Source organism: Sphingobacterium sp. Lzh-3 (genome assembly GCF_046764375.1).
Classification (GTDB): Bacteria; Bacteroidota; Bacteroidia; order Sphingobacteriales; family Sphingobacteriaceae; genus Sphingobacterium.
Window position 1 is genome coordinate 3,410,056 of record NZ_CP177226.1, and the last position, 26,636, is coordinate 3,436,691.

At 38.6% G+C, this 26,636-nt stretch carries 23 protein-coding genes; 9 read left to right on the plus strand and 14 right to left on the minus strand.

Going from position 1 to position 26,636, the window contains the following annotated elements:
- Nucleotides 1–156: 156 nt before the first annotated feature.
- Together ACLCDV_RS14345 and ACLCDV_RS14350 are read left to right on the plus strand one after the other, a co-directional pair.
- Nucleotides 157–879, plus strand: coding sequence for an SIMPL domain-containing protein (locus ACLCDV_RS14345; protein WP_411971473.1), 723 nt, complete (start codon nucleotides 157–159; stop codon nucleotides 877–879).
- Between the two features lie 374 nt (nucleotides 880–1,253).
- Nucleotides 1,254–2,588 carry a GH1 family beta-glucosidase gene (locus ACLCDV_RS14350; protein ID WP_343566822.1) on the plus strand — a complete coding sequence of 445 codons (1,335 nt, stop codon included), beginning with the start codon at nucleotides 1,254–1,256 and terminating at the stop codon, nucleotides 2,586–2,588.
- Between the two features lie 19 nt (nucleotides 2,589–2,607).
- On the opposite strand, the gene ACLCDV_RS14355 is transcribed toward ACLCDV_RS14350, so the two are convergent.
- Nucleotides 2,608–3,438, minus strand: coding sequence for a hypothetical protein (locus ACLCDV_RS14355; protein WP_411971474.1), 831 nt, complete (start codon nucleotides 3,436–3,438; stop codon nucleotides 2,608–2,610).
- A 107-nt stretch (nucleotides 3,439–3,545) separates the two neighbouring features.
- On the opposite strand from ACLCDV_RS14355, the gene ACLCDV_RS14360 reads away from it, so the two are divergent.
- Both ACLCDV_RS14360 and ACLCDV_RS14365 read left to right on the plus strand, forming a co-directional pair.
- Nucleotides 3,546–4,061: a hypothetical protein gene (locus ACLCDV_RS14360; RefSeq protein ID WP_333575366.1), complete on the plus strand. Its 516-nt coding sequence runs from the start codon at nucleotides 3,546–3,548 to the stop codon at nucleotides 4,059–4,061.
- Nucleotides 4,062–4,130: 69 nt separating this feature from the next.
- Nucleotides 4,131–4,475 (plus strand): DUF2809 domain-containing protein, encoded by a 345-nt coding sequence (locus ACLCDV_RS14365; RefSeq protein WP_411973946.1) that lies wholly within the window; start codon nucleotides 4,131–4,133, stop codon nucleotides 4,473–4,475.
- Between the two features lie 2 nt (nucleotides 4,476–4,477).
- Here the strand turns inward: ACLCDV_RS14365 and ACLCDV_RS14370 are convergent, their stop codons facing one another.
- Nucleotides 4,478–4,996, minus strand: coding sequence for a VOC family protein (locus tag ACLCDV_RS14370; RefSeq protein ID WP_333575370.1), 519 nt, complete (start codon nucleotides 4,994–4,996; stop codon nucleotides 4,478–4,480).
- A 260-nt stretch (nucleotides 4,997–5,256) separates the two neighbouring features.
- Here ACLCDV_RS14370 and ACLCDV_RS14375 point away from each other — a divergent pair, with 260 nt between their 5' ends.
- The gene (locus ACLCDV_RS14375) at nucleotides 5,257–6,282 is read left to right on the plus strand and encodes a threonine aldolase family protein (RefSeq protein ID WP_317666336.1); all 1,026 of its coding nucleotides are present in this window, start codon (nucleotides 5,257–5,259) and stop codon (nucleotides 6,280–6,282) included.
- 94 nt (nucleotides 6,283–6,376) lie between these two features.
- On the opposite strand, the gene ACLCDV_RS14380 is transcribed toward ACLCDV_RS14375, so the two are convergent.
- The 4 genes from ACLCDV_RS14380 to ACLCDV_RS14395 all read right to left on the minus strand — a co-directional run bounded on the left by ACLCDV_RS14380 (nucleotide 6,377) and on the right by ACLCDV_RS14395 (nucleotide 11,251).
- Nucleotides 6,377–7,093: an MIP family channel protein gene (locus tag ACLCDV_RS14380; RefSeq protein WP_411971475.1), complete on the minus strand. Its 717-nt coding sequence runs from the start codon at nucleotides 7,091–7,093 to the stop codon at nucleotides 6,377–6,379.
- 127 nt (nucleotides 7,094–7,220) lie between these two features.
- The gene (locus ACLCDV_RS14385) at nucleotides 7,221–9,401 is read right to left on the minus strand and encodes a DUF4838 domain-containing protein (protein WP_411971476.1); all 2,181 of its coding nucleotides are present in this window, start codon (nucleotides 9,399–9,401) and stop codon (nucleotides 7,221–7,223) included.
- Between the two features lie 222 nt (nucleotides 9,402–9,623).
- On the minus strand, nucleotides 9,624–10,004 hold the full coding sequence (locus ACLCDV_RS14390) for a response regulator transcription factor (protein ID WP_317666332.1): 381 nt from the start codon (nucleotides 10,002–10,004) through the stop codon (nucleotides 9,624–9,626).
- Between the two features lie 167 nt (nucleotides 10,005–10,171).
- Nucleotides 10,172–11,251, minus strand: coding sequence for a nitronate monooxygenase (locus ACLCDV_RS14395; RefSeq protein WP_333575372.1), 1,080 nt, complete (start codon nucleotides 11,249–11,251; stop codon nucleotides 10,172–10,174).
- A gap of 178 nt (nucleotides 11,252–11,429) precedes the next feature.
- Here ACLCDV_RS14395 and ACLCDV_RS14400 point away from each other — a divergent pair, with 178 nt between their 5' ends.
- Nucleotides 11,430–12,422, plus strand: coding sequence for a 2-hydroxyacid dehydrogenase (locus ACLCDV_RS14400; protein WP_317666329.1), 993 nt, complete (start codon nucleotides 11,430–11,432; stop codon nucleotides 12,420–12,422).
- 35 nt (nucleotides 12,423–12,457) lie between these two features.
- Nucleotides 12,458–13,369: a DMT family transporter gene (locus ACLCDV_RS14405; RefSeq protein WP_411971477.1), complete on the plus strand. Its 912-nt coding sequence runs from the start codon at nucleotides 12,458–12,460 to the stop codon at nucleotides 13,367–13,369.
- A gap of 4 nt (nucleotides 13,370–13,373) precedes the next feature.
- Here the strand turns inward: ACLCDV_RS14405 and ACLCDV_RS14410 are convergent, their stop codons facing one another.
- Nucleotides 13,374–13,712, minus strand: coding sequence for a winged helix-turn-helix transcriptional regulator (locus ACLCDV_RS14410; protein ID WP_083663640.1), 339 nt, complete (start codon nucleotides 13,710–13,712; stop codon nucleotides 13,374–13,376).
- Nucleotides 13,713–13,830: 118 nt separating this feature from the next.
- On the opposite strand from ACLCDV_RS14410, the gene ACLCDV_RS14415 reads away from it, so the two are divergent.
- Entirely contained in the window at nucleotides 13,831–15,234 is a 1,404-nt protein-coding gene (locus ACLCDV_RS14415) for an MFS transporter (RefSeq protein WP_411971478.1), read from the plus strand.
- A gap of 59 nt (nucleotides 15,235–15,293) precedes the next feature.
- Here the strand turns inward: ACLCDV_RS14415 and ACLCDV_RS14420 are convergent, their stop codons facing one another.
- The 6 genes from ACLCDV_RS14420 to ACLCDV_RS14445 all read right to left on the minus strand — a co-directional run bounded on the left by ACLCDV_RS14420 (nucleotide 15,294) and on the right by ACLCDV_RS14445 (nucleotide 24,463).
- Nucleotides 15,294–16,241: a hypothetical protein gene (locus ACLCDV_RS14420; protein WP_411971479.1), complete on the minus strand. Its 948-nt coding sequence runs from the start codon at nucleotides 16,239–16,241 to the stop codon at nucleotides 15,294–15,296.
- 80 nt (nucleotides 16,242–16,321) lie between these two features.
- Nucleotides 16,322–19,462 (minus strand): error-prone DNA polymerase, encoded by a 3,141-nt coding sequence (locus ACLCDV_RS14425; RefSeq protein WP_411971480.1) that lies wholly within the window; start codon nucleotides 19,460–19,462, stop codon nucleotides 16,322–16,324.
- A gap of 9 nt (nucleotides 19,463–19,471) precedes the next feature.
- Complete coding sequence (locus ACLCDV_RS14430) at nucleotides 19,472–20,971, minus strand: Y-family DNA polymerase (RefSeq protein ID WP_411971481.1); 1,500 nt, start codon at nucleotides 20,969–20,971, stop codon at nucleotides 19,472–19,474.
- A 2-nt stretch (nucleotides 20,972–20,973) separates the two neighbouring features.
- Nucleotides 20,974–21,714 (minus strand): Error-prone repair protein ImuA, encoded by a 741-nt coding sequence (locus ACLCDV_RS14435; protein ID WP_333575381.1) that lies wholly within the window; start codon nucleotides 21,712–21,714, stop codon nucleotides 20,974–20,976.
- Between the two features lie 124 nt (nucleotides 21,715–21,838).
- Nucleotides 21,839–22,573, minus strand: a complete 735-nt coding sequence (locus tag ACLCDV_RS14440) for a LytR/AlgR family response regulator transcription factor (RefSeq protein WP_145326802.1) — start codon at nucleotides 22,571–22,573, stop codon at nucleotides 21,839–21,841.
- A 12-nt stretch (nucleotides 22,574–22,585) separates the two neighbouring features.
- Nucleotides 22,586–24,463 carry a histidine kinase gene (locus tag ACLCDV_RS14445; RefSeq protein ID WP_411971482.1) on the minus strand — a complete coding sequence of 626 codons (1,878 nt, stop codon included), beginning with the start codon at nucleotides 24,461–24,463 and terminating at the stop codon, nucleotides 22,586–22,588.
- Between the two features lie 505 nt (nucleotides 24,464–24,968).
- Between ACLCDV_RS14445 and lgt the strand changes: the two genes are divergently transcribed.
- Complete coding sequence (gene lgt / locus ACLCDV_RS14450) at nucleotides 24,969–25,787, plus strand: prolipoprotein diacylglyceryl transferase (RefSeq protein WP_411971483.1); 819 nt, start codon at nucleotides 24,969–24,971, stop codon at nucleotides 25,785–25,787.
- Between the two features lie 67 nt (nucleotides 25,788–25,854).
- Here the strand turns inward: lgt and ACLCDV_RS14455 are convergent, their stop codons facing one another.
- Complete coding sequence (locus ACLCDV_RS14455) at nucleotides 25,855–26,520, minus strand: response regulator (protein WP_411971484.1); 666 nt, start codon at nucleotides 26,518–26,520, stop codon at nucleotides 25,855–25,857.
- Between the last annotated feature and the right edge of the window lie 116 nt (nucleotides 26,521–26,636).

Here is a 26,636-nt window from a genome sequence, read left to right on the forward strand (position 1 = left end):
TTTCAAGAACAAAAAGCAGGTTATAGCCTGCTTTTTGAATTTACACCCCGTTATTTTGGCTAATATTGTTTTAGTCGCTGACCCTACCTCGGGATATATTTATTATATTTAGGGTGAAACTTACTAATTACAATATCACTTTGAACATCATGTAATATGAAAAAGCAAACAATCGCTATGTTTTTTATATGCTTGAGCAGCATAATTTTAATAACGTCTTGTGGTCCGGTATCAAAGGAAAGTGAAAACAGAATTCGTGTAAGTGGCGAAGGAAAGATTAGGATCATGCCCGACCAGGTCACCCTGACCATCAATACGGCTTTCACAAAATCCAGAATGGTAGACGCGGTACGAGAAACACAAGCAACAGTCGACACCGTAATAGCGTTGCTCCAAAAATATGGACATCAAAAAGAAGATATCAAAACGAGTAGCGTGTCTGCAAATAAGGACTATCAATACATTGGTAATACCAATAAATTTATAGGTTATCAAGCACAGCAAACAATCGATTTTGTTTTACATGATTTATCGAAATTCACAGAATTAACGGGAAAATTGTTAGAAACAAAAATTAGTGGAATCGGCTCCATCTCATTTGACCACTCCAAAGCAGACAGTATTTTAAGAGAAGCAGATCTTATTGCATATGATGATGCTTTAAAATCGGCAAAAAAACTTGCATCTAGGGCTGATGTTAAAATCGGAAAACTGCTATTTCTGTCCAATGATGGAAGCGCATCCAACGAATCAACGCAGTACAGAACAGGAATGGCTTTAGAAACATTCAATAAGGGCTATGGCGGTGAAGGTTTTAAAATTGCTCCCGAAGTTTTAGAATTTAAAAGAACAATATTTACAGAATTTGAAATCAAATAAGTGCCAACCGATTCAGTCTCCATTCAACCAGCGTCTTTGATACAATGGTTGAATGAAAAAATAACGCTCGAGGGATAGTGTGTTAGCCGTTACGCGGACGAATTAGTTACCGATGATTATCGAAATTATTTTTTCGTATATTTAACATATAGTTTATATCCAGTTCATATAAGTTCTGTTACTTTATAATGCGATAATTAATGTAGTCAACGGAGTTAATGTATCTATTATGACAACGATAAACTATTTTTTCCAGCGGATTATATTTAGAATCTTTTTGGGTCGATTCAGTTCATTCTATTCACCATTAAGATTCCACAAAACTTAATTGTTTTTAAAAACGGCATTGAGGTCCGATAATTTTATTTTTGTAAATGCTATTAACCAAAGATGCCTTTGGCAAAGATTTTATTTGGGGAGTCTCTACAGCTGCCTACCAGATTGAAGGAGCACATGATTTGCATGGAAAAGGCCCTTCTATCTGGGATATATTCGTCAAAAAAAGAAACCGTATATTTCAAAATCAACATGGTAATGAGGCCTGTGATTTTTACAATCGCTATGTTCAGGACCTGCATTTGATGCAGGGAATGCATATTCCTAATTACAGATTCTCTTTATCATGGAGTCGTATATTTCCTGCTGGCATTGGTGCGGTAAATCAATCTGGATTGGATTTTTATGATCGTTTGATCGATTTATCCCTTGAGTTAGGGATAACGCCCTGGCCTACCTTATATCATTGGGATCTTCCACATGCATTGGAAAAGAAAGGTGGCTGGGTAAACCGTGATGTGAAAGATTGGTTTGGAGAATTTGTTTCCAAATGTGTGCAAACCTACGGGGACCGTGTCAAGCATTGGATGGTTCTCAACGAACCTACAGTATTTACTGCTGCAGGTTATTTCTTCGGTGTACATGCACCAGAGCGAAAAGGTTTGGGCAATTTTTTAGCTGCGGCCCATCATGCTGCATTAGCACAAGCTCAAGGTGGCCGAATTATTAAGTCTTTACAGCCTAATAGCGAAGTAGGAACGACTTTTTCTTGCTCCCATGTTGAACCATTTACGTCGAAAGACAGAGACATTATTGCGGCGAAGAAAGCAGATGTATTGCTCAACCGCCTATTCATAGAACCACTACTAGGAATGGGCTATCCAACGCAAGAGATTAAAATACTGGGTAGAATTGAAAAGTATATGCACGCGAATGATGAGCGAGATCTAAAATTTGATATGGACTTTATTGGCGTGCAAAATTATACACGGGAAATTATACGATACGCCATGTTCGTTCCTTATCTTCAAGCGAAGATAGTGTCGGCGAAAGACCGCAAAGTTGAAATGACCGAAATGAACTGGGAAGTTTACCCAGCCTCCATTTATTATATGCTCAAGAAATTTAGTGCCTACCCTAATATACCCACTTTAATTGTTACCGAAAATGGTGCAGCATTTCCTGATCAAATTGAAAATGGTTTAGTACATGACCCCAAAAGATTGCGCTATTTACAGCAAGCTTTACAGCAGGTTTATCGCGCAAAACAAGAAGGAATAAATGTCAAAGGGTATTTTGTATGGACATTCATGGACAACTTCGAATGGGCTGAAGGATACCGTCCAAGATTTGGGCTAGTGTATGTTGATTTTAACAATCAACAGCGCATCGTCAAGTCCTCTGGACATTGGTACGGAGACTTTTTAAAATAAATGGATGGCTTCTCCATCCTTATGAACGATATATCAAATTTGTAATTCTCAATAAAATTAGACCAAGAAACAATGCAGCAACAATACTAAGTATTGTGACTAATGTATTCCTTCCGTTGTCTGCAAAAAAATAGATGGATAGTCCAGCCAATATACATGGAATACCAATAACAATAAGCTTGACCCAATATATTCGGTCTTCTTCCCTACGGATAATTTTTGTTTCAACTGCGGCTAAAACATCCGGTCTATTCTTTCTAAAATATTCGAGAATAATTTCGATTTCGTCTGAACGCAATTCACGAGGACGTACGATCTGCTGCTGCAAGGCAATAAGTAAAGTATTTCCATCTCGCTGAGCTGAAACAACTGCTGACATTGGAAAGCGCTTTTTATACCCCATTGGGTTCATTGCATAGCCTTTGTAGTCACTGTTATCTGGACTTAAACATACAAAATACTCCGAACCCATTGCGAAGATCACATCGGTATGCTCCTGTTGGTTTTCTTTCCATATAACGATAGCAGGCTTAATGGCTGCAAGCAATAGACATTGAAAAATAAATATACCAAAAGACAAGCTGAATATCCACGACAAAGAAAATGAAAGGATTAAAAAAGCAATGACAAACCAGAGGACATTTGACCAAAAATCAATTTTCCGCTCGATTAAATAGAAAGCAATGACGCAGATTATTGGCGCAATGCTGGCTTTCCAATCCCAAAATATACTTACAATTCCGAGTATTGAAAACAGCGCATAATTCAACAGTTGAAAATATGCTGACTTCCGCTGAAAATTAGTTCTTTTAATTTCAATGATATTTTCCGATGTGTTCTTTTTTTCCAATGGGTCCTCTAATAAAATAACAAAATCTCTTTTGCTAAGATAGCGCTGATTGCATAAATATAAATATCTTTACTAAAATAAAAACGTGTAAAATAGAAGTCACCACTATGGATACCTTTCAATTTAAATCACATAATGTAAAAAAGGGCTTGATCTTTGGATTTGGTTACCTAATTGTTGTTTTTATCCTATGCTGTTTAATTTTTGGCGGCATAAATGGATTAGCTGATGCCGTAAACAATTTTGGTTCGGCAAAAGGTCTTGGGATATTGGTTGCTGTCATCGTAATCGGTCCCCTAGTCATACTATTGCAATTCATCAATCCCAAGATAGAAATACAAGTTGATAAAAATAACTTATCCATTAAACAACCGAGAAAGGAGAACAAAATTATTCCGTTAGAAGTAATTCATTCCATGGAAATAAATCGTTCCTTGGTCAACCAACTTCAACTATTCGACCAGAATGGAAAACTACTTACCACTATTCACCCTCAAAACGATATGAATGTTATTTTCTCCATTGCAAATATAATCGCGCAACATGGTGGATTTACACAGAAAAAAGGGACCAAAAAGATCTTTGGTAATCCCGTTGAAACGATCTCCTATTTTAGGCAATAACACTGTAGCGCATTCGTTTCGATGAAACCAAAAATACACTATCTACTTCGCGTTGCTTTAACCATCTTCATGGGTTTGTTGTCACGTAAAATATCCGCCATTCCTACCATTACCGGCGATGTACTTTATGCGGTTATGATTTATTGGTTGTCACGTTTTTTATTTACGAGGAAATCGTTATTATTTTCTTTTACGACGACACTTATATTTTGTTTTGCCATCGAATTTTTACAGCTTGTACAACATCCTTTACTTATATGGATAAGAAACAATCCGCTTTTGCGGCTCGTGTTTGGACAGGGCTTTTTATGGTCGGATCTTGTGGCTTACTGCCTGGGAACCGTCGGAGCTGCATGCATTGATTATCTTAATTATCAAATGTTAAAGACAGACCCTACGTTACGAACTAAATAGACCTACTTCGTGGTTTTGGCCCCCAAATCGATGCCCATCTTTTCATAAGCAAGATCATTGGGCTGCCAAAGCTCTATTTTGTTTCCTTCAATATCCATGATATGAGCAAATTTGCCGTAGTCAAAGGATTCGATCGTATCAAGTACCGTAACGCCCTCCTTCTTCAATTCTTCGATTAAAAGCTCAATATTGGCTACCCGATAATTGATCATAAAATCTTTTTCCGAAGGGCCAAAATAGGAAGAGCTCTCTTTAAAAGGGCTCCATTGCGTAAAACCCTTTTTCGTACTGTCAGCTCCCTGATACCACTCAAATACAGCGCCGTAAGAATTTGTAGCCAGTCCCAAATGATCGGCATACCAAGCTCTAACTTTTTTAGGATCTTTACATTTGAAGAAAATTCCACCTATACCGGTTACTCTTTTCAACTCGGTGGATTGATATGAATGGCTCAAGTTATTAAAAGCATACCCCATTCCAAATGCCAGCAAAATACTTGCAACAAATACGACTCTTTTCATAATTTAATAAGGACAAATCAGTTATTCTGCCTTCTCTCCCGAATTTAATCATTAGTTTTGACAAAACATTTACGGCGCTTCAGAAAACATTCTTATCCTACAACAGCAGTACTTAAAACGCATAGCTTTTGTCCTAAATTTTTCTAGATTAAGATTGTTAAAAAATGAGACTGTATGTATACATTTGACCTACACAAGACTCGAACGTCCTACCCTAGGAAAAGAGTTTAATAAAGCATCCGCATTAAATAGATAAATTTATGTACAACTTTAAAAATGACTATTCAGAAGGGGCACATCCCCGCATTTTAGATAAGCTTATTGAAACGAATCTGATACAGCAATTAGGCTATGGAGAGGATGACTATTCCAAAGAAGCCAAATCGATTTTGAAGAAAAAGATAGCGAATCAGCAAGCCGTTATCCACTTTTTATCTGGGGGCACACAAACAAATCTTCTTGTCATATCTTTTCTTTTACGTATCCATGAAGCAGTGATCAGTGCAAAAACAGGGCATATATCTGCAAATGAAACTGGTGCTATAGAAGCAACTGGACATAAAGTCATTACCGTTGAAACGTCTGATGGGAAATTGACACCTAACGATATTAGTACGATACTCAGGGAACATGCTTTGGCGCCACATGTGGTAAAACCAAGAATAGTTTATATTTCTAATTCCACTGAAATCGGCACAATATATTCTTTGGCAGAGTTGGAAGCGCTATATGTGTGCTGTCAGCAGCAACAACTGTTACTTTATTTGGATGGCGCACGCTTGGGCCATGCTTTGACCGCGGAAAACAACGATTTAACCTTTGCAGCTATTGCTAGGTATACTGACGTTTTCTACATTGGCGGAACAAAAAATGGAGCTCTTCTGGGTGAGGCAGTTGTGTTTAACCGTCCCGAATTAGCCGTAGATTTTGACTATGCGATTAAGCAGAAAGGCGCCTTGCTCGCCAAAGGCAGAGTACTTTCAATTCAATTTCTAATGCTATTTCAGGATGATTTGTATCTTGAGCTGGCATTAAGAGCTAATTCGCTTGCGATGCGTATGGCGAAGGCCATCAAAGACAAAGGATATTCCTTTCTAACGGAATCAACCACCAATCAGATTTTTCCCATTTTACCTAAATCGCTCATCGAAGCTTTGCTTATAAATTATCAATTTTATATATGGAAGGATATCGATTCAGATTATGCAGCGGTTCGTTTGATCACGTCCTGGGCTACGGACGAGAAACAGGTTACTAACTTTATAAATGATATATTGAATTCCTAGGGATTGTTCCGCCCTAGCCAATAAATCTTATATAAACAAAAGCGCCCAATAGGTAATATTTTACGTATTGGGCGGATCTTATAAAATTGAAAAACTAGTCTTTAGGTTCAAGGGCTTTCCATACCCCTGCTGCTACAGCTGCCCCTACTAATGGAGCTACAATAAAGAGCCAAAGCTGCGATAAAGCCTGACCGCCGGCCAGAATCGCTGGCCCAAATGAACGAGCAGGATTAACCGATGTACCTGTTACAGGAATAGCAACCAAATGGATCAAAAGAAGCGTAAAGCCGATTGCAAGCCCAGCCATTGTGCTGTTTCCTACCTTCGAAGTTGTTGCCAGTATCACAAACAGAAAAATGAAGGTTAACACGGCTTCAATCAAAAAGGCGGAAGCAGTACCATACTCGTTTTGATATCCTTTACCCCAACCGTTTGAGCCATACGCCCACTCTCCTGCCGTAAATCCGGCCAATTGCCCACTTAAAATCTGCTGAAGGACAAATGCCCCCAAAAGTGCACCAATAAATTGAGCAACAATGTAGACAACCGCATCCTTGGCAGACATTCTACCTGCCAATAACACACCAACAGTCACCGCAGGATTGATATGACAGCCTGAAATTTCACCGATCGCGTATGCAAATACCACCACTGAAAGTCCGAAGGCGACAGCAATACCCAAAAGACCAAGACCAGAAAGCCCAGCTGTGGTATTGGCTCCTGCAATAGCGGCCGCACCGCAACCAAAAAGTACCAAACCAAATGTTCCAATTAGTTCGGCGATAAATTTTGAAGATGTTTTAATTTCCATATGAATCTGTTTATAAATTAGTTAACTCTAATTTAATCATTTTCCATATAAAATTATACTGCTAAATAAATTATTGTAGAACAATATCCACACCGCTTTAAAACCAACGTTAATAAGCTTTTCTATGTTAATTTAACCAGATTTCATCACAGGCTATAAGAGGCTTTCGCTTAGGATGATACCGCCATTCGGGTAGTTTTACCAGAGGTGAAGCATAAACTCGGATCACTTTAACACTGTCATTTAATAATACTTGATAAGGTATCCTGTCCAAGGTGTAATCCTCCTCAACGGATTTAAGCTTACTGAGAAATACATCTTGGAAATCTTTTCCATTCTTAGATACCGAAATTCGAATTTCTTTTGGTGGAAATATCCAATGTCGGGCATCCTTTAGAAAATTAAGTGTTATGGTATCTATTCGCCTTTCCTGTTCAAAATCAAAAGTAATATCCATCGGCTCCCCGTTCCATAGCAACCAATTATAGCTATAATCCATATAGCCCGGCACACTATCTGTAAGTGTTTTTAGTCCATTGGCAGGGAAAGAAGGATCAAATGCATATCTCAACTTAATATTTGCTTCAGAGGCCTTATTTGCTCTAACGCCGGCTTTAAATATTTCGGACCACTCCTTTGCATAACTATCGGGTGATGCACCACCTTCGGCAAGCTCTATAACGCCCAATTTTTTTGCATCTTCAACAAATTGTGTTACTTTACGACTTACCTTTGGTCTCACAACCCAACGCTCCCCCTCTTGTTCAAATATACCATGTTGATGCGGTCCATAGAATCTTGCTTGTTGCAAATAGGTATAATCCAACCCAAGTCCAATACGCCTGACACGGGATTCCAATAAAGGATTACCTTCACTGGCTATTTCCGCTTTTTCTAATAATGTACTATACTTATCCATGGCCTCTGGACTTAAAAAGTCATGCCTGTTATCAATCGGGTTTCCGTAAATAGATAAAGCTGATGAAGGCCCAGGCAAGTGATTTCTTCTTTCAGCAAGGTATGCTTTAATAAAGGGTGCAGCCTTGCCATAATAGCCCTCGATAAATTCGTTGGTTAGCTGTTCTTCTGAAAGCGTCGTATCCCAGGCGAGGCTAGCCAATATATAGGCATTTAGCTCGGCCATATCACTATAAGTCGCTCCTCCACCTTGCAAAAAGACCCCTTCGACACCTTGCGTTTTCAGATATTGTAGACTTTCCTGCATGGTTCCTTGGATTGGAAATGGCGCAAGATAATTGGTGAACTGTGTCAGATAATCCCATACAAATACATGCTTGGTTTTAGCTTTCCAAGCGCCTAATTGTCTACGAAAAGTTGCTGCTGATGGTTCACTTCCAATGTCATTTTTTCTAAAAGCATCAATATTACTTAATATAACAGAAACATTATCGGCAACCCTGAGGTGTGTTGGGGCATTTGCTGATTCTAAATACGCCAGTGTTGTAAATTTTTTGTCGGGAAATTGTGCGGCCACTCTATTCACAAAGTGAATCAGTGAACCTTGCGCTCCACCTTCCCGCTTATCAATAGCCTGACAACGATCGCAAGTACAGCTTCCGATATCGTCATTGGCCGCGATAGACCAATAAGTAGCTGTGGGATTTTCGCTTATCCTACGCTTGAAATAAGCTACGGTAAGCTTAAAAACGTCCTCATTAGATAGACAAAGTTGAATAGGTTGGCGTTTTCCATCATACAGGGAGTAATACTCCGGATGTTCTTTAAAATAAACTGATGGTGGCAATATTTTACTGAAAGTGTGCCCCCAATCTCCCCAGCGTTCTTCCAAATTATGTAAACCATACCAATCCATATACTCCTGATCTAATTCAACAGGGAAATAAACCTCTCTAAACTGAAAATTTGGTTTGGAATAAATCTTCAGATCTGAATCCACTGCCAGGAATGTCAATTTTGGAACATGTGTATTTTCTTTACCTACATACCACTTTCGTCCACCAATAATATCCCTGACATAACGATATGCCGCAAATAGTACACCTTTACCACTTCCCTTGATATAAATATTCTTTCCTACAGCTTGTATAGAGTAACTGTCTTCGGGAAACGTATTAGTTATGGAGCTTTTTTCCAAAATAATGGCATGTGTGACTTCACCTTTAGCTTGTATTGCAAAATCTACGCCTGTACTTTCTTTTGTAAAAGTGTTTATCACTGCAGCCGCTTTTTGTAAAACAGGATCATTTGCATCCGCTTGAATGACATAGTCCGTTTTCCCTTGATCAACCAATGTAATCCTTTCTTTACCCTGAACTATCGTTACCATTGACAATAGACATAACATAAACTTCCACATCATTTTAAAAATATTTCCTTAATGATAGATTTAGGTCATACTGATTCATAAATCTATTTTCAGCAACTTTGTAATAGCTCCAACCGCCCATCAGTGTAAACCCCCAGTTGTCTATACGATGTTGCCATCAAGATAGACCAGCCCCCACCCTCGAAAAATGATCAAATGACATGGATTACATGTCCAAATTTACTAAGCATGACCTATTCTTAATCGTACACGAGATATCAGTTCTGACGGAGAAATAGGCTTTTTAATATAATCATTGGCTCCGACTTCAAAGCCTTCCACAATACTATTATCGTCACGGTAACCAGAAATAATAATAACAGGCACCTGATTATTCGTATTGCTTTTTCGAATGCAATTGATTATTTCGTAACCATTGGCAAAAGGTAATGCGATATCTGTTATGACCAAATCAATAGTTTCGTCAGAAACCAACGAGAGCGCTTCTTTGCCAGATTTGGCAAGCAATAGGTCATAGCCCTCCCTTACAAGAACAAATTGCATTGTGCTTAATAGAATCTCATTATCTTCGATAACAAGAATTCTCTTTTTTTCGTTCCCCATAGCGATAAAATTTTAGTTTTTCACGGTGAAACAAAGTTTCAAAAAAAAAAGAGAATTCGTTGTAGATTAACCACTACAACGTCATTTAAATTATTTAAACACAGATTTTAGTTATTAGTTCTAATTAAAATGACAGTATGTTGACAGGCGACAAGTTCATATTATTATTAAACAACTAAACTAGTATGCAAATTTTCAACTTCTCGGATTAACATTTGAATTATATCTGCTGTCGAAAGTTCACTGTATGAATGGATCGATTGCCCTGCCCAAATATTTACAAAATCGACATTTTTATTGGCCTTGGCTATTCTTCGTAATTCCCCGGTGAGTTTATTTTGATAGGGATATGGTAAGATGTATTGCGACTTGTCCAAAGCTTCAATAAATGTATTCTTTATACCTCTGGCATAGCGCCCTGAAAAACTCCTTGTCAAGACAATATCTGATTCCTGAACATGAGAAAGACGCGCTTTCTCAAAGTCCAGCAGTGCGCTTTCTTTAGATTTGAGCAATAAACTACCAATCTGAAAACCATTGGCACCTAATAGCTTTGCAGAATGGATCGTGCTTGCATTATATAATCCACCGGCATAAATAAGCGGAGCGTTTACATGCTCTTTCACCTGTGGTAGCAGAGAAAATCCGCCAATCTCAGGAACAGGCGCCTCCTCAAAACTTCCACGATGTCCCCCAGCCTCTAATCCCTGTACACAGATCACATCAATACCAGCTTCTTCCAGAGCAATTGCTTCTGCCACTGAAGTGCATGTACCAATAATTATCACATCATTGTCTTTCAACCGTTTTATACTATGTGGATCCAGATTTCCAAAAGTAAAACTCACAACTTTACACTGTTGGGTTATGATCGCGTCAATTTGTTCCCTATAATCTGTAATATGGATGCTGTCGAGCTCTGGTAAAGCTACTTCTAAGCCATGTTGCAGGGCTAACTGTTCCACAAAAACCTTTGTTTCATTATATGCTATCCTCAAATTCACCGAAACTTCAGGAACATGATTTACAAAAATATTAACTGCAAAAGGCTTCTTTACATGTGCAGCGGTTGAACGAATAAGCTCACTACAGCGTTCTGCTGGTAGATCACCCAACGATAAGGACCCGAGCGCCCCTGCACGTGATGCTGCAATGACCATTTCTGGTGTGGTAACACCAAACATGGGTGCCTGGATAATCGGATAATCAATACCTATTAATTGTGTAATTTGATTTGACCATTTCATATCGGAAGTAATTCATATGCTTAAGATTCAACTATACTAGTTTTCATGTGATTGTTCTAATTTAAGCTATTTTAAAGCAAATTATACTATAATAATAGAAAATCATCCCGCATTGCGGTTCCAAATAAGCAATTTATACCGTATATTTATGCGATACTATTACGTAACAAACAATTTTATGAAAATCGCTTTCTTTTCGACAAAACCATACGACAAATTATTTTTTGAGCAAGAAAATAGCACCTATGGCTTTCAGTTTAATTTTTATGAAACGCACTTAGGCCCGCACATTGTCAATGCGATTGAAGATGAGAAGGTAGTCTGTGCATTTGTCAATGATAAACTCAACCGGCAAGTGATCGAAGTACTTGCTCAAAAAGGAGTTGAGCTGATCGCCTTGCGTTGCGCTGGATTTAATAACGTTGATCTGGAAGCGGCCAGGGAATTTGGTATAAAAGTTTGTCGAGTGCCCGCCTATTCCCCTGAAGCGGTAGCTGAACACACCATGGCCATGTTATTGACATTGAATCGTAAAACACATAAAGCCTATAATCGCGTACGGGAGCAAAATTTTGCATTGAATGGACTTTTGGGATTTAACCTGCATCAGAAAACAATTGGTGTTATCGGAACAGGAAAAATAGGTAAAGCCTTTATCAAAATCGCATTGGGATTTGGGGCAAATGTAATTGCCTATGATTTATACCCAGACCAGCAGCTTGCAGCACAAGGTGTCAATTACAGATCGTTGGATGAAGTCTTTGAAGAATCAGATATCATTTCTCTTCATTGCCCACTTACTCCCGAGAACCATTATCTTATTAATAAGGAGTCATTGGATAAGATGAAAAATGGGGTAACAATTATTAATACAAGCAGAGGCAATCTAATCCATACCAGTGATGCTATTAAAGCGCTTAAAGAACGGAAAATTGGCTTATTAGGTATTGACGTTTATGAACAAGAAGAAAAGTTGTTTTTTAAAGACTTATCGACCACAATAATTGAAGATGAAACAATACAATTATTGATGAGCTATCCGAATGTTTTGGTTACGGCGCACCAAGCTTTTTTTACAACAGAAGCATTAACAGAAATTTCTCAAAGAACGCTTCGGAGCATCTCCGACCTATCAACTAAAGGGATCACTGACGCAGAGGTTTTGCTATAGCAAGACTTCGTATCAAATTTAGTTCGGATAAAACAATGAAAAACCATGTTTTGAAAGGATTCCTCTTGGCAATCGGGGCGGCTATTCTTTGGGGGGTATCGGGTACTTTTGGCCAATTTCTTTTTCAGAAAAGGGCAGTTAACGTAAAATGGCTTATTACGGTACGAATGCTTGTAACAGGTATTGTATTATTGCTTTTGGCCGGAATACACAAGAAAAATGAGATTTGGCAGATTTGGCGTCATCGTAAAGATAGTTTAGCACTTTTTCTATTCAGTATTTTCGGTGTATTAGCCGTCCAATATACTTATTTTGCCGCCATAAATTATTCCAACGCTGCTACCGCAACAGTACTACAATATACTGGTCCGGTCCTGATCGCAATCTACATGGCGTTGAACAAGAGAAAATTCCCTTCGAAAGTTGCCTGCCTGGCCATACTTTTAGCTATACTAGGCACATTTCTTTTAGTCACACATGGGAATTTTGGTTCTCTCTCGATTTCTCCGCTCGCATTATTTTTTGGTTTAATGTCGGCTGTTACGCTTGCTTTTTATACACTACAACCTATACACTTGTTAAACAAGTATAATGCGGCAATCGTTATCGGTTGGGGAATGCTATTGGGAGGTTTCGTTTTTTGCTTTGTCAAACCTCCTTGGGAGGTTGATGGAATCTGGGATATATATACCTATAGCTACACTGCTTTTATTGTAGTCTTCGGCACACTAATCCCTTTTTATGCTTATCTAACAGCTGTTAAGCTTATTGGTGGACAAAAGACAAGTCTTCTGGCTTCTGCCGAGCCTCTATCGGCAGCCCTATTAGCTGTCTTGTGGTTAAATACGCCATTTAGAGAAACAGACTGGATAGGAACTTTTTGTATCATCGGTACAATTGTCTTATTGGGCATCAGCAAAAATGAGGAGCGAGAAGGGATAAGCTAAACGCCTACCCCCTTTCGCGTTTGTAATCTGACCACCACTCATCAAGTCTTTCAATGACCGGCAGTAAAGTTTTACCTAATTCGCTAAGTTTATATTCCACGCGTGGTGGCGATTCAGCGTAAATCTGTCTACATAAAATACCATCGCGTTCGAGCTCACGGAGCTGAACAGTCAATGTCGTCTGCGCCAGATCTTCCATTTCCCGTCGTAGCTCACCAAATCTTTTGGGGCATTGTTTCGCAACAGCCTTAATGAGCAAAACTTTCCATTTTCCACCTATTATCTTAAAAATTCCATTGACATCACAGCAGGCGCCAAAATTTTCACTTTTTTTTTCATTCATAATCACCTCATACTGACCATTAGTTCATAAAAACATACCAAGTACATAATTTATAACTACTTGATTGTAGAAAATATCCACGCTATTTTTAACCATAAAATTATTAAAAACTTTCTATATGCGCTTTCAAATTAAAGATTTACTTCATATTTTCCTCCTTTCAACTGGTATATTTCTATTTGTCATAGATCTCTTTATTATTAATGTTTCCCTTCCCACAATTCAACATGGACTACATCTACGAGACAGTGATACGCAATGGATTATCATACTTTATATTATTGGGTATGCAAGTCTTCTAATCAATGCTGGGAATGCCGGAAATCATTATGGAAAGAAGAAATTATATTTAATTGGGATGGCTTGTTTTACTGTAGCCTCCCTTTTATGTGGCCTAGCAAATAATCTTTACATTTTATTGGCTGGAAGATTGATCCAGGGGATTAGCTCTGGCCTTATGGTTCCACAGGGCATCGCATTGATCACCTTACTTTTTGAAAATCCGGAGAAGCGGTCGATGGCTTTGGGCATCTATGGAAGTATAGCAGGTATTGCCTCAGTAATAGGTCAATTGTTAGGCGGAATTCTTCCGGATCAGACGTGGATACATGAAAGTTGGCGTCTTATTTTTTTAATCAATGTTCCCATTGGGGTACTTGCCTACTTTGCTGTCTATCGCTATACATTCAATGATCAGGTTACTGGAAAATCTAAGATATCTTTTATCCCTATGATAACATTGTTTATGCTTTTAATGGGAATAATTTTCCCTTTAATCATGGGACCTGAGTTGAAATGGCCACGCTGGTCATTACTGCTATTGGGAACAGCAATTGTTCTTGTCTTGTTGTTTCTAAAAAAACAACGTAAATTAGAACAAACGGGCCGTTCTAGTCTACTCAATTTCTCCTTATTTAATAATCGGGTTTTCAATTTAGGCCTTCTAGCCGCTTTAGCCTATTATATGGTCCAAGATTCATATTTTATTATCAACTCCAATTACCTTCAAAATCAAAAGAATTATACGGCAACAATGACAGGAATTGCCTTTATTTTTCAGGGTATTGGTTACGTATTGGCAAGTGTTATTGTGAGCAAGTTAATACAGCGCCACGGAAAGACCATTGTCCTATATGGATTAGGAATAATGATTTTGGGTTTGCTGTCTCATCTTTTCGTTTTCAATACGATGATCATAGATAGCAATCAAATACATGCGCTCTTCTTTTTTTATGGTATTGGCTGCGGTAGTGTATTGCCGGCATTAATGACACTAGCATTAAAAGACCTTAACGAAAAACTAATCTCTGTAGGATCTGCCATCTATCTCACAGTACAACAACTATCTATATGCTTAGGAATCGCATTTATTGTCGGGGTATTCCTTCACAGGAAAGGGACTAAATTTCTTATTTGGCAGAATATCTCATCGGCCTATGGCTATTCGATCGCACTATCGGTCATATTACTCTTATTTGTCGTATATTCAATAGCTTATTTACCTTCAAAAAAGGTAAAATAGCACTTAAATTGGTTCAGCATTGCAATGGGGCTTTATAACAGCCGGATGAATTAAGGCAGCTAATCTGCTTCCTTATATTTGTTTACTAAAGCATAATCATAAGGAATGGACATACTCAGCGGGCCGGCTTCCCATAAGTCTGAACCGCTGGGCAAATAGAAATCATAGGCATTACGCAGGAAATTCTCCCCATTGGGAGCTTCTTGCCAGCTTTTCTTCTCCCTATTGTAAAGTAATATCATACAACTCACGCAAGTACCCTTATCTTTTATGGTCGAATTTTCATAGCACTTCCCTATTTTTAAAGTTAATTTTTGCTGAATAATAACATCAGTCAACCGACCATTTGTAAGGTGAATTAGAGCGATCTGTGCATCTTCATCCGTTGGTGAATGTTTTGCTGCTTTCAATTGATCGAACTGAGCCCGATGTATTCGCGCTATTTCGGCCTGCCTCACATCCAATGGTAAGAGATTTGTATCTACGGGATGGAGGTCTTCAACATCACCCGCCCGGGTGATACCAGCACTTAATATAATACTTTGTTTGGATGTATCAGTATCAGCGGCAGCTGAGCCTTCATTTTTATCGAATAGCTGCGTAAGTTCTGAGATATGATGCCCTATTTGATTAAAACCCACAACATAATTTAAGATAACGAAAGCCAACAGGGCAAGGACAGAAAAGATAAAAAGTGCCTTCCAAATACTCGTTCGGCCACGTTCATTTGTTTCTACTTCCAAAAAAGTAGATCCTTTGTGATCTGCTTCCTGCGAATCGCCGCGATGCTCAACCAATTCATAATCAAACAAAAACAGGTCTTTACCATCAAAAAGATCAATATGGTCTTCTTTAAACATCTCCACAATATCCCGGGCAGTTTTATACTTTACATTTGCCTGGGTGGCAATCAGATCAATAGCAGCATTTACATCACCCTGTTTAATGAATTCACGAATAGTTGCTTTATCAATTTCGATCGTATTAACGATAATATTCTTGGTCATACCTTTTAAATCCTATAACGTGCCTACCTACTGGAGGATAAATGTTTATTTTTTCAAAAATGAGATTAATAAATGAGAGATCAATGAAAATTTCTTCCCTTATGAAAAATACCTGCAGCATTGTCGCCATCTGTTGTCAGATCTTTTAACAAACCTGACATATCAAAGCATCGTTGCGCTATTACATGAATAACTTCACCTTCAACTTGGATTTTGCCCGCAACCATAAGGAGTTTTCCCCGAAGGATTTCTTTTCGATATTTTTCAAACACATTACTCCAAACGACAATATTTGAAAAACCAGTATCATCTTCAATAGTGATAAATAAAACACCCTTAGAGGTTCCTGGACGTTGCCTAACAGTAATCAACCCACATACTTTCACGGGCATATCATTTTTTAAGAATGCTAATTTCGCTGTTGGCACAACATGGAGAAGGTCGAACTTTCCGCGCAAGAAACTCACTGGATGTGCTTTAATGGATAGCGAGGTCCTTGCGTAATCAGCCACAACATGTTGGCTTTTGGTTAACAAAGGTAATTCGATTTGCCCCTCCATGACACTTTCAGACGCTTGACCTTCAAATAATGCAATCGGCCGATCACCCAAGGCTGTAATTTCCCAAAGCGCTTGCCGACGATCAATACCTAATGAGGTAAAGGCATCTGCATCAGCTAATTTCTCCAACGCAATAAGAGATAGTCCAACATCCATCATACCAGTAATGGATGAATAGGCAGACTGCCGACCTTGAGTCAACACAACGGCCTCATCCATTGAGAATCCTTTGATCTGACGTAACCCCAATCGAAGAGCATGCGGTTTTCCAATTTCTCCTTCTAAGGTATTGTCCCATGAAGAATGATTGATATCAATAGGACGTACTTTTACGCCATGTTTCTGCGCATCAATAACAATTTGAGCAGGTTGATAAAAGCCCATGGGCTGACTATTGAGTAAGGATGCCGCAAAAATATCAGGATAATAATATTTAAGCCACGAGGACACATACACCAGTAAGGCAAAAGACGCTGCGTGACTCTCTGGAAAACCGTAACTCCCAAAACCTTCCAATTGCTTAAAAACTCTATTGGCAAATTCTTCCGTATAGTTTTTTTTTACCATACCATCGACCATTTTTTTGTGAAAAGCAGATACCTGTCCTTTTGCTTTGAATGTAGCCATGCTACGCCGCAATTCGTCGGCTTCCGCAGGAGTAAATCCGGCAGCGACTATGGCAATTTCCATGGCCTGCTCCTGAAAAAGAGGAACCCCCAAGGTTTTTTCAAGAATGGTTTGGATCTCTGTACTGGGATAATCAACAGCTTCCTCTTTATTTCGACGGCGCAAATAGGGATGCACCATATCGCCTTGTATCGGTCCAGGCCGAACGATAGCTACTTCAATGACCAGATCATAAAACTCCCGTGGTTTTAATCGCGGCAACATCGACATCTGGGCCCGGCTTTCGATCTGGAATACACCTAGAGTATCTGCATGACAGATCATATCGTAAACCTTTGGATCGTCCTCTGCCCCAATATCAGCCAGAGTAAGCTCTTTTCCATAATGCTTTTTAGCGAGATCAAAAGCTTTGCGAATACAGGTCAACATCCCCAAAGCAAGTACATCAACCTTTAGAAAGCCGAGTGCTTCAAGATCATCTTTATTCCATTCGAGATTTGTCCGATTATCCATGCGGGCATTTATTAAGGGACAAAGCTCATGCAAATTACCTTGCGTAATAACAAATCCGCCTGTATGCTGCCCCAATTGACGTGGAAAGCCAATATACTGATGTGTCAATTCGAGAACTTTTCGCAAATGTTGGTCTTCAGGATTAAAGCCCTGTTCAACCAAACGTTCCAAATTGATATAATCGTCCCAATGGCTACTCATACCCCCTGCTAAACGCCCTACAGCATCCATGGAAAGCCCCATGGCCTTGCCAACATCACGTATAGCCCCTTTGGAGCGTACCTGTGTGACAGTTGCTACAATAGCAGCACGATTGCGGCCATATTTCTCATAAATATACTGGATGACTTCCTCACGGCGCTCATGCTCAAAGTCGACGTCTATATCTGGTGGTTCATCGCGTGCATCGGACATAAATCGCGCAAATAAAAGCCTGTATTTTGACGGGTCAACAGAAGTAATACCTAAGCAGTAACATACGGTTGAATTTGCTGCAGATCCACGCCCTTGACATAAAATTCCCTTTTCCTTCGCAAATCGAACATAATCATACACCGTCAAAAAATAAGAAGCATAATTTTTGCGTTCGATAAAATCAAGTTCCATTTGAATCGTTTCGCGAATTGCATCCGGGATATCTCCGTTAAATCGTTTACGGGCACCTTCCCAAGTTAAATAACTTAGCTCTTCCTGTGTAGTCCGACCATGAGCTGATAATTCATCTGGATAGATGTATTTCAAATCATCTAAGGAAAAACGACAGGCATTGGCAATTTTTACACTCTGTTCTACAGCTTCAGGGTACAGTCTAAACAAGCGTTCAACTTCAGTTATTGATTTTAGATAGCGCTCTGCATTGGGATATAAATTAAATCCAGCCGTATGTATTGTGCATTTTTCACGAATACAGGTTAAAATATCCTGCAATTCACGCCTTTCAGGTACATGATAATATACATCTCCAAGTACAACAAGCGGGATAGCCAGGTGTTCGCCCAACTGATTTATTCTAAACAATAATTTAGCATCATCACCACGATAGAGTTTTTTTATTCCTAGATTAAGACAACCCTGTAGACGCTGTTGACATTCCTGTACAAACGCTATAAATGACTGCTCAAGCTCAAAACCGACCACTAGTTTTTCAGGTGGGCAAATAATGAATATAATCCCCTCAGCATATTGAAACACATCATTCTTGTACAATTCGCATTTTCCTTTTTCCGTCCTTAGATTTCCAACAGTTAACAATGTTGAAAGCCGTCCGTAAGCCTCTTTATCTGTGGGGTATGCCAATAAGCTTGGCCCATCCTGTAAATCTAGACGACAGGCAGGAATCAGTCGTATACCGGCTTTTTTTGCAGCCATATGTGCACGGACGATTCCAGCAAGGCTATTGCGGTCAGTTACTGCAACAGAATTATACCCCAATCGCGCCGCTTGCTCGATCAGTTCTTCCGGATGAGAAGCACCTTCGAGAAAACTAAAATTACTTGTTATCTGTAATTCACAATATACCATACACTAACCTTATGCAAAAAAACCATGTATAAACCATTGATCTGCCTGTCCGTCATAATGCCCGGCGCGATATAACCAAAAGCGCCGACCTTGCAGATCTTCCACTGCATAGTAATCCCGATGTTCACCAGGATCAATCCACCATTCGCGTTCAATACGTTCGGGGCCATCTGCTTTCCTTATAGTATAGGTATCTCCCTTATAACGGAACAGTATGGGTGGATAGTCGGGTATGGGTGCTGTGACTATAATACGTTCAGGGATCTTCAATAGTCGTGTTGGACGTGGCCTTGCAGTTTGCCAGTCAACAGCTGCAACCTCATCCATTTTAGCCGCTATTTTCATGGATCGTTCGGGCCAGTAGTGCGCAGATGGAACATAGCGTGAAATCTCACAATTGGCGTCCCTACTTTTCAAGCGATCTAAAAGTTCGGTAACCGTCGGGTTTTTGAGACCAATTCTATTGTTCCAGAGATTTTCCTGAACAGGATCTGCCGTCTCAACTTTGGATACGCCCAAGGTAAATAATTCAATACCCAATGCCGGTTCAATTTGAGGAATCTTTAGGACAAATAATTGAAGGATATGTTTAACCTGAGCAGTAGCACGATTAGTCTCAATAGTAATGGTCTCTATTTTTCCATCCACGCGATGACAATTCAATTCGGCTGCACGTAATCCTTTACCCTCCCCCGACAAACGCTTACACAACTTGTTTAATAAATCTTCCAAAGCCAATTCAATACCAGTTGCTGTACAGATAGGCTCCAAACAAGGTAAACGTTCTTCATAGGGTAAGATGGGTTTTATAGAAATAACAAATTCATCTTCCAATCCCATGGCCTGGTCCAGTCGGAGCAGTAAACTATCGCCAAATCTTCTACGCAACACTGAACGTGGCATTTTTGCAAAACTTCCGATTGACCGTAATCCAAGCGATTGTAACCGCTTCAATTGAACATCTTCCAATCGTAATGCGGCAGGACTTAATGGAAAAAGCGTTTCCGACTGCGCCTGTTCATTTATAATGATATCTTCGTGTCCAAAATGCGCTACCGCCCATGCGGCCCCAATGGTATCAGCAATCCCCATACGTACATCATAACCATGTTGTCTAAATTTCGAGACAATACTTGTTAAGTAGGCCGCCTCCCCGCCCCAAAGATGAGCACAACCACTAATATCCAGGATGATACCGTCGGGCGTATCTAATGCAACCTGTGGAGTGTACCTGATGCACCACTCTGCTATCGAATGGAGTAACTTTTCAGCCAATCCAGCTTGCTCATTGATTATTTTAAGTGATGGAATAAATGCCCGTGCATCCGCTATGGCCATTCCTGAATGCACCCCCGCTTGCTCCGCTAATAAGTTACTCCCACTGACGATTAATCTTCCTTGAGCGGCGATGGACAATACAAAGGGAATATTTTGCAAATGTGGTTTACAAACAGTGAGCCAATCTGTTTTCAGATGAGGAAACCAAAGTGAGGCAAATCTTTTTTTCATGACTAGCCAAGATTTTGGTAGTTATAATTCCAGTCTTTTACCTGTATCTCCTTTTTAGAAAATATTTTAAACCCCTGTGGCGACCAGGTTATTTGCTCTTTGGCTGGACTTCCATTCCTTACCTTGAGGAGCTCTACATCCCAACAGGGATAGCCAATACCAGGTAATCCATCATCCGATTGACTAGGTAAAGAAGTGACTTTCCAACGTGCCGCACAACTCGTCGCCAACAAGATTTTTGGGTTATGTTGAAGTATAAACCCTGTAACCCGACTTTTTTCTACGGCAAGTTGAAGGCGCCTCGACTGAACAAAATCCAGCTGATGTATTTCGGCCAGCACGGCTGTTATGCCCTGACATTTCAACGCTTCTTCCATCGCCCATAACACATCCTTCTCCCGTTTCATAGAAACAAAAACAATCGATGCTGGATCAACCCCAAATGATCTGATTGCCGCTGGAAATACCGTTTGAATGGAGCCTATCCAAATACAAATCCCATCAGCTTGCATAAGTTTTCCAAGGAGACCACCAATAAACCCACAGGATGCAGCACTATCCATGCGGTTAAAGCTCACAAACTCGTGTATTACCCCTTTAGGAAAAACGCCATTCGGAAAAGCTTTCTCCAATGGTCCCAAACCCATCGTGCTTGCATCATTTGACCTTTGAGGTATCCCTTGCCAGGCAAGCAAGTCCTTTTTAAGTTTGCTGATCAAAGCCTGTTTATCTTCTAACATCATAGCCCCTCGTATTTAATATTACACACAAATATAATACTAATTATTTTAGCAATAAAAGAGAATGCTACATTTTTTAGTATAAACAACAGAACTTAGAATCGTAGAGCCCTTGTTACTTCAAGCCTTATATATCATTCAAGAATTGCTGGATAACATCTTTTTTTCTTGTCGCAACAGGAATCATTTTACCATCGGACATTTCTATCTGGCCATCCTTGAAATATTTTTTTATATAGTTTGCATTGATTAAATAAGATTGATGACAACGAATAAATTCGGATTCAGGAAGCATAGTTTCAAAGTGCTTGAGGACTTTCGAAACCATCATCGGTTTATTGTCTTTAATATAAAATGTGGTATAACCCTTATCTCCATGGCAATAAAGAATATCATCAATATTCACAATCTGAGTGTATTCAAATGTACGTAGTGCTATTTTCTTTGGTCTAACTGGTGACTTCAGATAGCTTTCGGCCATACTTAATTGCATGCTATTGAATCTAAACTCTGTATTTTTCTTATAGCATTTTTCAATAGCCTCTATAAATTGTTCCGGAACCAAAGGCTTTAATAAATAGGCAATAGCGCCTATATTAAGGGCTTCTATCGCATATTGGTTAAATGCGGTTATAAAGATTGTATTGATGTCCAATTTCAGCTCTGAGAGGAAGGATAAGCTTGATCCATCTTTCAATTGAATATCAGCTAAAATAAGATCTGGATTAGATACAAGTAACTCACGTTCTGCCTGGGCGATTGATGGACTATAACCAACGATCTGGACATAAGGAATAGCATCCAATAAAGACTTAATGTACAAATAGATATTATACTCATCTTCAAGAATATAAACTTTCATAATTTCACGTATTTAATTAAAATATAAAACGAGTGGGATATAGAGTTCTACGCGATATCCACTTTTATCTTCTCTATAATTGGGCTTTATTTCAATCCTTGCTTTTTGCTGAGGATCGTTAAACAAAAGCTCAAGGCGCTCTTTCGTGATAACTTGTGAAAGAGAGGTCTTGTGTGCATTATTTTTCTGATAAGATTGCATTCCCCAGCCATTGTCACTGATAACAATATGCAATTGATCTGCTTCCTGATTAAAAAGAATTTGCAATTGTCCACGATAGTTCAAATTTTTGAAAGCATGTTCAATAGCGTTTTCAACAAAAGGCTGAATCAACATAGGGGGAATCATGACATCATCAACATCCAAGTTACCGCTCTCAATTTCAAAATCAAATACATCTTGATAGCGCATCTGCTGTAAAAGTATATAATTCTTTAATGATTTAATTTCTTGATCCAAAGAAATATACTCTTCCCTATTTAATTCGAGTATGTCACGAATTTGACGGGACAATAAGATGAGGTACTGATTTGCCTTTGCTTTTTGCTCACTACTGATCAAACCTTGCAAATTAGCTATAGCATTATAAATAAAATGGGGATTAAGCTGGTTTTGTCGCGTCTTCTGCTCTAAAATTAATTGTCTATTTTCGGCAACTATACGCTGATTAATATTTTTCAATAGCTTTTGTTTATTCCGGTAATAAAGGAAGAATGCAATGCTAAAGATCAGCGCAAATAAAATAACAAAAATCCAGCGCTGTTGGACCATAATCTTATAGTTGAATGCATTTGTTGTTTTTAAAAGCTTAATAGCCTGATCCTTTTTTTCAGTTTCATACCGTGTATTGATCTCATTGATACGTTCATTTTCAATACTTTTTGTGCTATTTTTATAATCCTGATAGGCCGAATCCAAGGTAAAATAAGCCCGTTCATAATCTCCTTTTAATGCGTATGCTACTTGTAGATTCTGGTAATAGAATAATTTATTTTGCTTGCCTTTATGTGTTTTGATAAACTGCAATCCAGCATTAAAATAATAGATCGCCGAGTCAACTTGATGATTATTCAAAAAATTTTTTGCCAAATTCGCATACGCATAGGCATTGAGTGCCTTGCTTGAAGATAAATAATTAAAATATTTTTGGGATGCCTCTACCGCTTTTCGACTATTCCCTATGCTAAAGAAATACTGCGCCTGTAAATTATACATGCGCATAATGATAGCAGAATCGGCCGTTTTATTTGCGTAATATTTGCAGCTATCCAGTGTTGCTTTTAGCTTCTCAAAATCATGCAATTCAATATACTGCATAAATTTGATCTCCTGATACGCTTGCGCAACACGGGCATCGGATCTATTGGGATGATAATGATACCATGACTCGTTATCTTTGAGCGCCTGGTTATAGTCAGCTCGACGATAATTTGCATTAGCCAATAGATTGAAAAAAAGAAAGCTAAACCTACTCTTATTTTCTAACGCATATTCTTTAGCATCGATAATTTGTTCCATGATGCCAATGGTAGTCACATCATTAAAACTAAAATTAGCCCTTATTTTAAAGTAATCCTTCAGAACAAGCAAATCCGGAGACAGCTTTCTCCCATCCAGGTTTTTCAGCGCAATTTCTATTGAATCTATTTTATCGTCCAACAAATAGTTGTAGGCCAAAAAAATCCAGTTATAACCAGAATTATTAAAATACTTATCCTGAGCAAACTCCGCTATCTTCTTTGCTATAATAGATTGATCCCTAAAATCTTGTAATGCGAGAAATTTAAATAACGTATCCTGATAGGTTAAATCAAGTGAGTTATCTTCGCTATGCGTATTATTTTTAGACGCCTGTTGGTCACTTTGATGACAAGAGTGTAACTGTGCCATGAGCACGAGAGATAAAAAACAAAAAGTAAATCTTGTCAAATTTCGTATCATCAGAAAATAACTATCTGTTTAAATTTACATGAAGGTGCCTATATTTTTCCATAACCTCGTTCATTAACTAGGATAAGCTTTCACAGGATGTAAACAGCTATTAAAGAAATATGCAAGATGCTATCTATATCATGTTATCAATTGTCGAATATCGGAATATTATCAAAAAAACAAGATATACTTTCAAAAGTATTTAACCCGGCTGATACTTATGCTAATATTCTTCTCCAATAAAAACACCGGTCGCAATTATGGAACTCGGCGATAGTTAATTTCCTTTTACTCCCCACAAACATACAAATTGGTCAAACAACGAAAACTTCATAGTTAATAATCGCAGTATATGACTCAATATTTGCATCAATAAAGAGAATTTCGTGTTTTTTCATCAAAGTGTGTAACGAAATACCCTTACCACATACCTATACGATGGTGCATCACGCTAAAACGTCATATGGTAAATAATCTAATCTTAACTTACATAAACTGGAATATAGATAGTGACATCTTTGTTATTCCAATTATTGAACACCCTATTCGCTGGTACGGACTATTTTGGTTATTGGGCATTGTATTATGCTATAAAGTATTAGGTTCATTATTTAAGAAAGAAGGTCGGTCAACCGAGTTCTTAGATCAGCTAACCATTTATATCGTTTTAGGTACAGTCATTGGTGCTAGATTGGGGCATGTACTGTTTTACGACCCCAGTTATTACCTAGATCATCCCTTAAAAATAATGGCCATTTGGGAAGGTGGGCTGGCAAGCCATGGTGGAGGTATAGGTATCCTGATTGCGATCTATTTATTTGCAAAAAAACAGGGGCTTCCTTTTCTTTGGGTTGCGGATCGGATTGCTTTAGTCGTTCCTTTAGCAGGGGCTTGCATTCGCCTGGGCAACTTAATGAACTCTGAAATGATTGGTACAGCAAGTAATTTACCTTGGGCTTTTGTGTTTAGCCGTATCGATACAATACCTCGCCATCCGGCACAGCTTTATGAAGCATTATTTTGTCTCCTATTATTCGTATTGTTATATCGTTTGTGGAAAGACAAAAAGCTTCGACGTAACAATGGAAACTATTTCGCCTTGCTGTTGGTTTTGCTGTTTTCGTTCCGGTTTTTGGATGAGTTTTTGAAAATCAATCAAGAGCATTTTGAAGACTCCTTATTCATCAATATGGGACAGCTGCTTAGTATACCATTTATTATTATTGGAGCTGGTCTATTTATTTTCAACCGTTTTCGAGAAAGAATACCAAAATTAAAGTAAGGGGATGTGTAGTATTTTCAAAGATCGCCCGCTGTGGCATGGTCACCAGTAACGTAAATAGTTCTCATTATTTTTTTAATAAACCATGTTGAAAAGCATATTTTACTAATTCCGCGGTATTCTTCACCCTTGTTTTATCAATCAAGCTCTGTCGATATCCTTCAACTGTTCGCTTACTCAAAAAGATTTTATCTGCAATTTCTAGATTTGTAAAACCGTCGGCGATCAACTCCAATACTTCTAGCTCGCGATCATTTATTTCCAGATCGAGGATCATATTCGAGCCCACATCCGTATAAACCTGACCAGAAGAAACTTGTTCAAGTAAGGCTAAGCTAATTTCTTCGCTCATATAGCGTCCACCTTCAGCAACATGTTTTAATCCAAAAAGTAATTCATTATAACCTACATTTTTCAACAGGTAGCCTGAAAGACCATGCTCAAAACCTTCAACCACATAATGAATTTGGCTAAGCATAGACAATATCACAACTTTGACCTGCGGATATTCTTGACTGATGACTTTTAAGAGCACCATTCCGTCCATATGCTCCATGCTGATATCAGTTAAGACAATATCGGGAGCTAGACCATCCGCCAATTTAGACAGGGCTTCCGTACCATCAGAAGCCTCTCCTATCACTGTAAATTCTCCTTCGGATTCTAAAAGTAGTTTAATACCATTCCGTACCACCATGTGATCTTCAACCAATAGTATTTTAACCGTATTCATCTTCTATGGCATTTAAATAAAAACTTTCAATTCCATCTTCCTCCAAACATTGAAAACAATAGTGGTGTATTGTAATTTTCCGATTTGAAATAAAATAGAAACAGACTGCATAAACA

What these genes read in the sequence shown, in the direction of transcription:
- ACLCDV_RS14345 (WP_411971473.1), top strand. Translation starts at nt 157, where the DNA reads ATGAAAAAGCAAACAATCGCTATGTTTTTTATATGCTTGAGCAGCATA.
- ACLCDV_RS14350 (WP_343566822.1), top strand. Translation starts at nt 1,254, where the DNA reads ATGCTATTAACCAAAGATGCCTTTGGCAAAGATTTTATTTGGGGAGTC.
- ACLCDV_RS14360 (WP_333575366.1), top strand. Translation starts at nt 3,546, where the DNA reads ATGGATACCTTTCAATTTAAATCACATAATGTAAAAAAGGGCTTGATC.
- ACLCDV_RS14365 (WP_411973946.1), top strand. Translation starts at nt 4,131, where the DNA reads ATGGGTTTGTTGTCACGTAAAATATCCGCCATTCCTACCATTACCGGC.
- ACLCDV_RS14370 (WP_333575370.1), bottom strand. Translation starts at nt 4,996, where the DNA reads ATGAAAAGAGTCGTATTTGTTGCAAGTATTTTGCTGGCATTTGGAATG.
- ACLCDV_RS14375 (WP_317666336.1), top strand. Translation starts at nt 5,257, where the DNA reads ATGTACAACTTTAAAAATGACTATTCAGAAGGGGCACATCCCCGCATT.
- ACLCDV_RS14380 (WP_411971475.1), bottom strand. Translation starts at nt 7,093, where the DNA reads ATGGAAATTAAAACATCTTCAAAATTTATCGCCGAACTAATTGGAACA.
- ACLCDV_RS14385 (WP_411971476.1), bottom strand. Translation starts at nt 9,401, where the DNA reads ATGGTAACGATAGTTCAGGGTAAAGAAAGGATTACATTGGTTGATCAA.
- ACLCDV_RS14390 (WP_317666332.1), bottom strand. Translation starts at nt 10,004, where the DNA reads ATGGGGAACGAAAAAAAGAGAATTCTTGTTATCGAAGATAATGAGATT.
- ACLCDV_RS14395 (WP_333575372.1), bottom strand. Translation starts at nt 11,251, where the DNA reads ATGAAATGGTCAAATCAAATTACACAATTAATAGGTATTGATTATCCG.
- ACLCDV_RS14400 (WP_317666329.1), top strand. Translation starts at nt 11,430, where the DNA reads ATGAAAATCGCTTTCTTTTCGACAAAACCATACGACAAATTATTTTTT.
- ACLCDV_RS14405 (WP_411971477.1), top strand. Translation starts at nt 12,458, where the DNA reads ATGAAAAACCATGTTTTGAAAGGATTCCTCTTGGCAATCGGGGCGGCT.
- ACLCDV_RS14410 (WP_083663640.1), bottom strand. Translation starts at nt 13,712, where the DNA reads ATGAATGAAAAAAAAAGTGAAAATTTTGGCGCCTGCTGTGATGTCAAT.
- ACLCDV_RS14415 (WP_411971478.1), top strand. Translation starts at nt 13,831, where the DNA reads ATGCGCTTTCAAATTAAAGATTTACTTCATATTTTCCTCCTTTCAACT.
- ACLCDV_RS14420 (WP_411971479.1), bottom strand. Translation starts at nt 16,241, where the DNA reads ATGACCAAGAATATTATCGTTAATACGATCGAAATTGATAAAGCAACT.
- ACLCDV_RS14425 (WP_411971480.1), bottom strand. Translation starts at nt 19,462, where the DNA reads ATGGTATATTGTGAATTACAGATAACAAGTAATTTTAGTTTTCTCGAA.
- ACLCDV_RS14430 (WP_411971481.1), bottom strand. Translation starts at nt 20,971, where the DNA reads ATGAAAAAAAGATTTGCCTCACTTTGGTTTCCTCATCTGAAAACAGAT.
- ACLCDV_RS14435 (WP_333575381.1), bottom strand. Translation starts at nt 21,714, where the DNA reads ATGATGTTAGAAGATAAACAGGCTTTGATCAGCAAACTTAAAAAGGAC.
- ACLCDV_RS14440 (WP_145326802.1), bottom strand. Translation starts at nt 22,573, where the DNA reads ATGAAAGTTTATATTCTTGAAGATGAGTATAATATCTATTTGTACATT.
- ACLCDV_RS14445 (WP_411971482.1), bottom strand. Translation starts at nt 24,463, where the DNA reads ATGGCACAGTTACACTCTTGTCATCAAAGTGACCAACAGGCGTCTAAA.
- lgt (WP_411971483.1), top strand. Translation starts at nt 24,969, where the DNA reads ATGGTAAATAATCTAATCTTAACTTACATAAACTGGAATATAGATAGT.
- ACLCDV_RS14455 (WP_411971484.1), bottom strand. Translation starts at nt 26,520, where the DNA reads ATGAATACGGTTAAAATACTATTGGTTGAAGATCACATGGTGGTACGG.